We start from the raw sequence: 6265 nt of genomic DNA on the forward strand, positions 1-6265 counted from the left end.
AAAATAGCTTGCATAATACTCTAACGCTTCTTTAAATTCAGGTGTGTCGAAATTAAGTTCCTTCTTATCCAGATTAGCTTCGTATCCATTCTGCCATGCAAATATGAACGGTGTAGACTGGTCGTTACGGTCGATATCAAGCCCATAAGAATCTTCACCGCGATCAGCAAGTTTCGTTGCTGCATCCTTTAATTCGTCCCACGTCTTCGGTGCTTCTTCATATCCTGCTTCTTTTAACAAATCCGTACGATAGTAAATGACACGTGTATCAACATACCAGGGAATACCGACGACTTGATCACCGTGCTCCATCGTTGTGACAGATCCATCAAAGAAGTTCTCTTTCGCAAAGTTTGGATAATCTTCCATGTACTCGGACAAGTCCTTAAGTGCCCCTGCTTCAGCAAACTCCGGCACCCATGTTGTACCTAATTGGACGACATCCGGTCCGTTACCTGAAGCTACGGCCGTCAATAATTTATCGTGCGCCGTATCCCAAGGAATGGCTTGTACATCGACGGTCAAATCGGGATTGTTTTCTTCGAATTTTTTACTGAACTCCTGAAGTTTCTTACCTTCTTCCCCCATCGCCCACACGGTGACGGTGTTGTCGTCCTCCTTAGATGAAGAACTGTTCGAGCAGCCAGTTAACGCCATTGATAGAATAAGTACAGATAACAAGGTCAATAATTTCCACTTCACTGAAAAAGCACCCTTTCGGTAATGTTTTTATTGAAACGTTTCGATAACTGCATTATAATTTAAAATGTATCCGCTTTCAACAACTTTCCTGAATTTTTATAAAATTTTTTAAAAACATTGTTTAATAAGGATTTTATAGGTTGACGGATGTTCACACCCCGCTTATACTGCAATTATAATTAATTCGAAACGTTTCATTTTTATTTTAGGGAGGATTTTAAATGACCGATGTGAATCTTACTCAATTACTAAACCAAATGACAATAGAAGAGAAAGTCGGCCAGCTCGTGCAGCTTGCGACTCCTTTCTTTAAAGGGGCTACAGACCGAGGCGAAATTACCGGTCCGATGGTTCAAATGAATATTAGTGAAGAGGACATTCCCCGTACCGGATCTGTTCTTGGAGCTTCTGGCGCAAAAGAAACGATCAACATTCAAAAGGTACATATGGAAGAAAACCGTCTTGGAATTCCTTTATTGTTTATGTCTGATATCGTCCATGGCTTTAAAACCATCTTCCCCGTACCTTTAGCCATTGGTTCTTCCTGGGATTTAGAACTCGCCGAAAAAAGCGCTTCGATTGCAGCGCAGGAAGCATCGGCTGCCGGTGTTCATGTCACGTTTGCGCCAATGGTCGATCTTTCCCGCGAACCACGGTGGGGAAGAGTGATGGAAGGGACAGGTGAAGACCCTCACTTGAATAGTGAATTCGCTCGATCCTTTGTCCGCGGATTTCAGGGCGACCTTGAAAATGATCATTCAAAAGTGGCTTCATGTGTGAAACATTTCGCTGCCTATGGTGCACCAGAAGCAGGTCGAGATTACAATACCGTAGACATGTCTGAATGGCAGCTTCGCGAAAATTACCTCCCCGCATACAAAGCTGCTCTTGATGAAGGCTGCGAAATGGTTATGACGGCTTTCAATATTCTAAACGGAATTCCTTCCACTGGAAATGAAGCATTGATGCGAGGAATTTTGAGAGGCGAGTGGGATTTCGATGGTCCATTGATTTCCGACTGGGGGGCTGTGAAAGAACTAATTCCTCACGGAGTTGCAGTAGATGCGAAGCAAGCTGCCGAAAAAGCTATGAAGGCCGGCGTTGATATTGAAATGATGACCTCCTGCTACACGAATCACGTCAAGGAATTGATTGAAGAAGGAACGTTGGAAGAAGGGATCGTAGATGAAGCTGTCCTGCGCATCCTTCGACTGAAGAAGAAACTTGGTCTGTTTGAGAATCCTTACCGCGGAGCAAGCGAAGAAACGGAAGCAGAAGTCATCTTATCAAAAGAAAACCGGGAAGCTGCTCGAGAGCTTGCCAGTAAATCAATCGTCCTATTAAAAAACGAAGACGTGCTGCCGTTAAATACAAAGCAAAACATCGGACTTGTTGGACCTTTTGCCAAAAGTACTGACATTCTCGGTCCTTGGTCATGGGGCGGATCAGCGGAAGACACTATTACTGTCGATCACGGCTTAGCGAGTCACATTGAAAAGGACAAACTGTTTATCGCTGAAGGCTGCGGCATTGAAGACGGAACAGATGACCAACTACAAGAAGCACTGAATCAAGCAGAAAATGCGGAAACTGTCGTAGTTGCTCTGGGAGAACATTCCGATATGAGCGGAGAAGCCGGCTGCCGAGCAGACATCCGAATTCCGGAAGTTCAGCTCAATCTTCTGAAGAAAATAAAATCACTCGGAAAACCTGTCATCGCTGTTTTGTTTAACGGACGGCCTTTGGACTTGAGAGAAGTCATCGAGAACGCTGATGCCGTTATTGAAGCCTGGTACCCGGGCACTGAAGGCGGGAACGCACTGGCTGATATTATTTTCGGTAAGGTCAATCCTTCCGCGAAGCTGTCGATGTCGATGCCTTATTCCGTCGGTCAGGTTCCGATCTATTACAATCATTACAATACCGGGAGGCCGAAAGATGCACCAGATGCCCAGGAACGGTATGTATCGCAGTACTTAGATATCCCGAACGAGGCCCTTTACCCATTCGGTTATGGTCTCAGTTACACTCAATTTGAATACGGAGACTTGAATTTATCGTCTGATCAGTTGACTCGAGATCAACCATTGACTGTGACTACGATAGTAACCAATACGGGAGACACAAGTGGGGATGAAATTGTCCAACTTTATATTCGTGATCTAGTTGGGGACGTTGTGCGCCCGCTTAAAGAATTAAAAGACTTCAAAAAAATCTCACTTGATCCAGGTGAATCAAAGGAAGTCATTTTCCAGGTGAATGAGAGTCAACTGCGTTACTATCATGCCACTATGGAGTACAAAAGTGATGCTGGTGACTTTGAGGTTTTTGTAGGAACGAACAGCCGTGATGTAAAGTCGAAGAAGTTCCGGCTGGTTTAACCGCATACTAAAATAGCTGTCAGGACTTTCCTGACAGCTATTTTTATATCATAAAGATTATTCATAATAAGTGCAGGACTGTGGAGGACTTGATTTTAGATGTTAGTGTGGTTTTTGGGTCGTTGGGGAAGGGCTCGCTTTCCCCGCCAACCGGAGATCTCATAAAGAAACGGATCCAACTATCACGAAGCTGAGTCTTCAACAATGGAGAGCTTTCAACTAAGAGCTTATATACAATCAAAAAGGAGAGTGGTTCTCCTGGAGCATAAAAGCCTCATGAAATCGCTCATGAGGCTTCCATTATACTCTAACCTTTTTTCTCACATGCTCCGCAAACACCCCAAGCTTCTCCATATCCGATACATCCTCTTCAAACAATGGAACACGGATCAACTGCTGCTTGGCAAATCTTTTCTCTATCTCGTCCAAGTAGGCTTTCTCCTGTTTTCTTCGCTTCTCTAAAAAAGCACCGTCTGCATGCTCAGGCAAAACTTTGTTCACGATCAGTGTTCGTACCGGGAGATCATGCTGTCCCAGCTGCTCAATCGCTTTTTCCGTTTCCAAAATAGGGAGTCGCTCAGGAATCAGCACAAAGACAAATCCCGTTTGTTCCTCATCTAAGATGATCTTTCTTACAGCAGCAAATTTCTCTTTTCTATTTTGGAGAATCGAATAAATAGGATCATCGACTGGATCTCCGTCATTCAAAAGTTCCGTGTAATTATCGGTCACTTTCTTCCTGCGCTCGAGCATCCCATCAATCCAAACGCCCATGAGTTCGGGAAGCGTGAGCAAGCGAATCGTATGACCGGTCGGTGCTGTATCAAATACAATTTTATCAAAGCTATCTGATTCTTCTAGGATAATCGAGATCAATCGATCGAAGAGAGCCGCTTCATCTGCTCCAGGGGAAGCGCTCGCCATATCAATTTGACGATGGACTTCCTCAACCATTTTCGACTTAACGAGACCTTCTAAGTTATCCTTCACGCCTTCAATGTATCGCTTGGATTCTATATTCGGATTGACTTCGATACCCCATAAATTTTCCTCTAACTTCGTTTTCTTATGACTCACTTGTTTATGAAAAATATCGCCAAGATTATGGGCTGGGTCAGTAGAAACGACCAGCGTCCTAAATCCCTCACGAGCAAAAGCGACAGCCAGAGCTGCTGAAGAGGTTGATTTTCCCACGCCTCCTTTTCCTCCGACGAATAATATTTTCTTGTCATGGATTTGTTTCATCATATCCCCCCCTTTTTTCGTTCGTTAACAGCAACGAATACCATCTAATGGTGACTTTTCCATCCCCATTCGGAGATGCCAATCATGAAATTTTTCAATAATATAGGGATATAATTCTAATGTATAATAGAACGCAGGATTTGGAATTCCAAGCATATCTGAATACACAAGCAGCATGAACAAATCGTCCTCATCTCTTAGCTCTCGTGCGATTTCTTGCTTGTGAGGAAGACTGAGGATTTCATCATAGAGCTCCACTAATCTTTTTATAGAATATTTTTTTTGCATACTACCTCTCCTCACTCATTTAACACTTTTCTAAGTTGTGTATGATAATCGTTCAAGCCTTTCACCATTTTCCCATTTACGAAAATCGCATTATATTGCATATGGAAGAAAACATGTCGCAAAGACGCTGCAAAAGAGATGCGTCTTTCTTTTGCTTGTTTGAAAAAATACATTCCTATCGCCAGTAAGTTCCTCGGATCAAGAAAAGTAATTTGCACTTGATCTCCATAGTCGCTCAACGTCTGCTGATATAATTTCCCGAGCTGCTCTCGATCTTCATCATGATGTTTGAACTCATCTTCCATTTGGATAAATCCATCTTCATCACTGCATACGCCACCACAGCAGCCCATTCCAATTTCTTTTTCCGGACGAATAATCATGACTTCAACCATTTTTTAATCCTCCTTAATCGAAACTCACGGATGCTTTCTTGAAACAACAAAGAAAAATGGCGGATTTCATAGCAGCGACTCACGTACTGACTTCGACGGACAGTTAACTACTGAAATCGTCGAAAAAAGGAAGGCCGCACGCGTTTACGTGCGGCTCTTTATCATGCACTCCTCTGAACAGAGTCGCGGTTTCCTTTTCTTAGAGCAGATATTGCCGTCAAGAGAATCCAGAACGTAAATACGAGGATGATGGCACCAAAGCTGAATAACATCCAGTCGCTTCCTTCGGCCCAAGGCGCCCACTCCGTGAGTACTTGGTCGATCATCGCCCATAACGTCATGAACATGAGGAACAGCATAGGAATTAATGTCGGCAAATAATTCCTTCCCTGATTCCGCAGCCAAATCGAAACCAACAGCAAGCTGATTCCTGCAAGCAGCTGATTGGAAGTCCCAAACAACGGCCAAAGCAGGTATCCGCCTGAGCCAAAGCCTTTAGGTCCTTGTGGGATCAGCGTCAGCATCGCACTGGATACAACAGCAGCTGTTGTGGCCACATGCGTTTTCGTCAGTGGCTTGATCTTGTATTCCGTTCCGAGCTCAGCAATGATATAGCGCATGAGTCGGACGGATGAGTCCAAGGTCGTTGCTGCAAAACTGACAACAATTACCGATACAATCGTTGAAGCGACCATCGGCGGAATGCCTAATCCTGCCGCAAGCTGTCCCGCTCCTTGAATAAATACCCCCAAGCCTGCTCCACTGGCAGCCGCAAAACCGCTATACGTCGCTGTGAATTCTCCGGCTGTCGGGAAGAACGTAACAACGGCGATGATAGCTACAAGGGCGAGTGCACCTTCACCAACGGATCCCAAGTAACCGACGAACCGTGCATCCTTTTCATTATTCAATTGCTTCGAAGAGGTCCCCGAAGATACGAGTCCGTGGAACCCGGAGATCGCCCCGCACGCAATGGTAATGAACAGCAGCGGGAACCAGGAAGTATCTGCAGAAGCATTGGTAACTGGTGCTGTAATTTCAGGATTTGTGAAAAGCAAGCCCAAATATAAAAGCCCAAGTCCGACAATTAGCTGGTGAGAGTTGATATAATCACGCGGCTGCAGCAGCTTCCAGACTGGCAGCGTCGATGCGATATACACATAGACCATCAATACAACGATCCAGACTAAGAACGACATCGAAGTAGCGCTCATGCCAAATAGAGTTGTCGCCCCTTCACCGCCGAAGTATTTG

Annotated in this window: 6 protein-coding genes; 1 reads left to right on the plus strand and 5 read right to left on the minus strand. The window is 44.5% G+C overall.

Annotated features, from left to right (window positions below):
- Positions 1-702: extracellular solute-binding protein (locus LD39_RS15960; RefSeq protein ID WP_035549600.1), on the minus strand; the 702-nt coding region annotated here is incomplete at its 3' end.
- Between the two features lie 221 nt (positions 703-923).
- On the opposite strand from LD39_RS15960, the gene bglX reads away from it, so the two are divergent.
- Positions 924-3083, plus strand: coding sequence for a beta-glucosidase BglX (bglX, locus tag LD39_RS15965; protein WP_035549595.1), 2160 nt, complete (start codon positions 924-926; stop codon positions 3081-3083).
- Between the two features lie 300 nt (positions 3084-3383).
- Here the strand turns inward: bglX and LD39_RS15970 are convergent, their stop codons facing one another.
- From LD39_RS15970 to LD39_RS15985, 4 genes are all read right to left on the minus strand, one after another.
- Entirely contained in the window at positions 3384-4328 is a 945-nt protein-coding gene (locus LD39_RS15970; RefSeq protein WP_035549596.1) for an ArsA family ATPase, read from the minus strand.
- 24 nt (positions 4329-4352) lie between these two features.
- Positions 4353-4616 (minus strand): cory-CC-star protein, encoded by a 264-nt coding sequence (locus LD39_RS15975; RefSeq protein WP_035549597.1) that lies wholly within the window; start codon positions 4614-4616, stop codon positions 4353-4355.
- An 11-nt stretch (positions 4617-4627) separates the two neighbouring features.
- Positions 4628-5011 carry a hypothetical protein gene (locus LD39_RS15980; RefSeq protein ID WP_035549598.1) on the minus strand — a complete coding sequence of 128 codons (384 nt, stop codon included), beginning with the start codon at positions 5009-5011 and terminating at the stop codon, positions 4628-4630.
- A gap of 161 nt (positions 5012-5172) precedes the next feature.
- On the minus strand, positions 5173-6265 hold a 1093-nt coding region (locus LD39_RS15985; RefSeq protein ID WP_035549602.1), incomplete at its 5' end, for a carbon starvation protein A.

This window comes from Halobacillus sp. BBL2006 (assembly GCF_000786645.1).
In the GTDB taxonomy this organism is placed as follows: domain Bacteria; phylum Bacillota; class Bacilli; order Bacillales; family Halobacillaceae; genus Halobacillus.

Bases quoted from the DNA above. Each gene is read 5' to 3' on its own strand.
- LD39_RS15970 (WP_035549596.1), bottom strand. From the start codon at position 4,328: ATGAAACAAATCCATGACAAGAAAATATTATTCGTCGGAGGAAAAGGA.
- LD39_RS15975 (WP_035549597.1), bottom strand. From the start codon at position 4,616: ATGCAAAAAAAATATTCTATAAAAAGATTAGTGGAGCTCTATGATGAA.
- LD39_RS15980 (WP_035549598.1), bottom strand. From the start codon at position 5,011: ATGGTTGAAGTCATGATTATTCGTCCGGAAAAAGAAATTGGAATGGGC.
- bglX (WP_035549595.1), top strand. From the start codon at position 924: ATGACCGATGTGAATCTTACTCAATTACTAAACCAAATGACAATAGAA.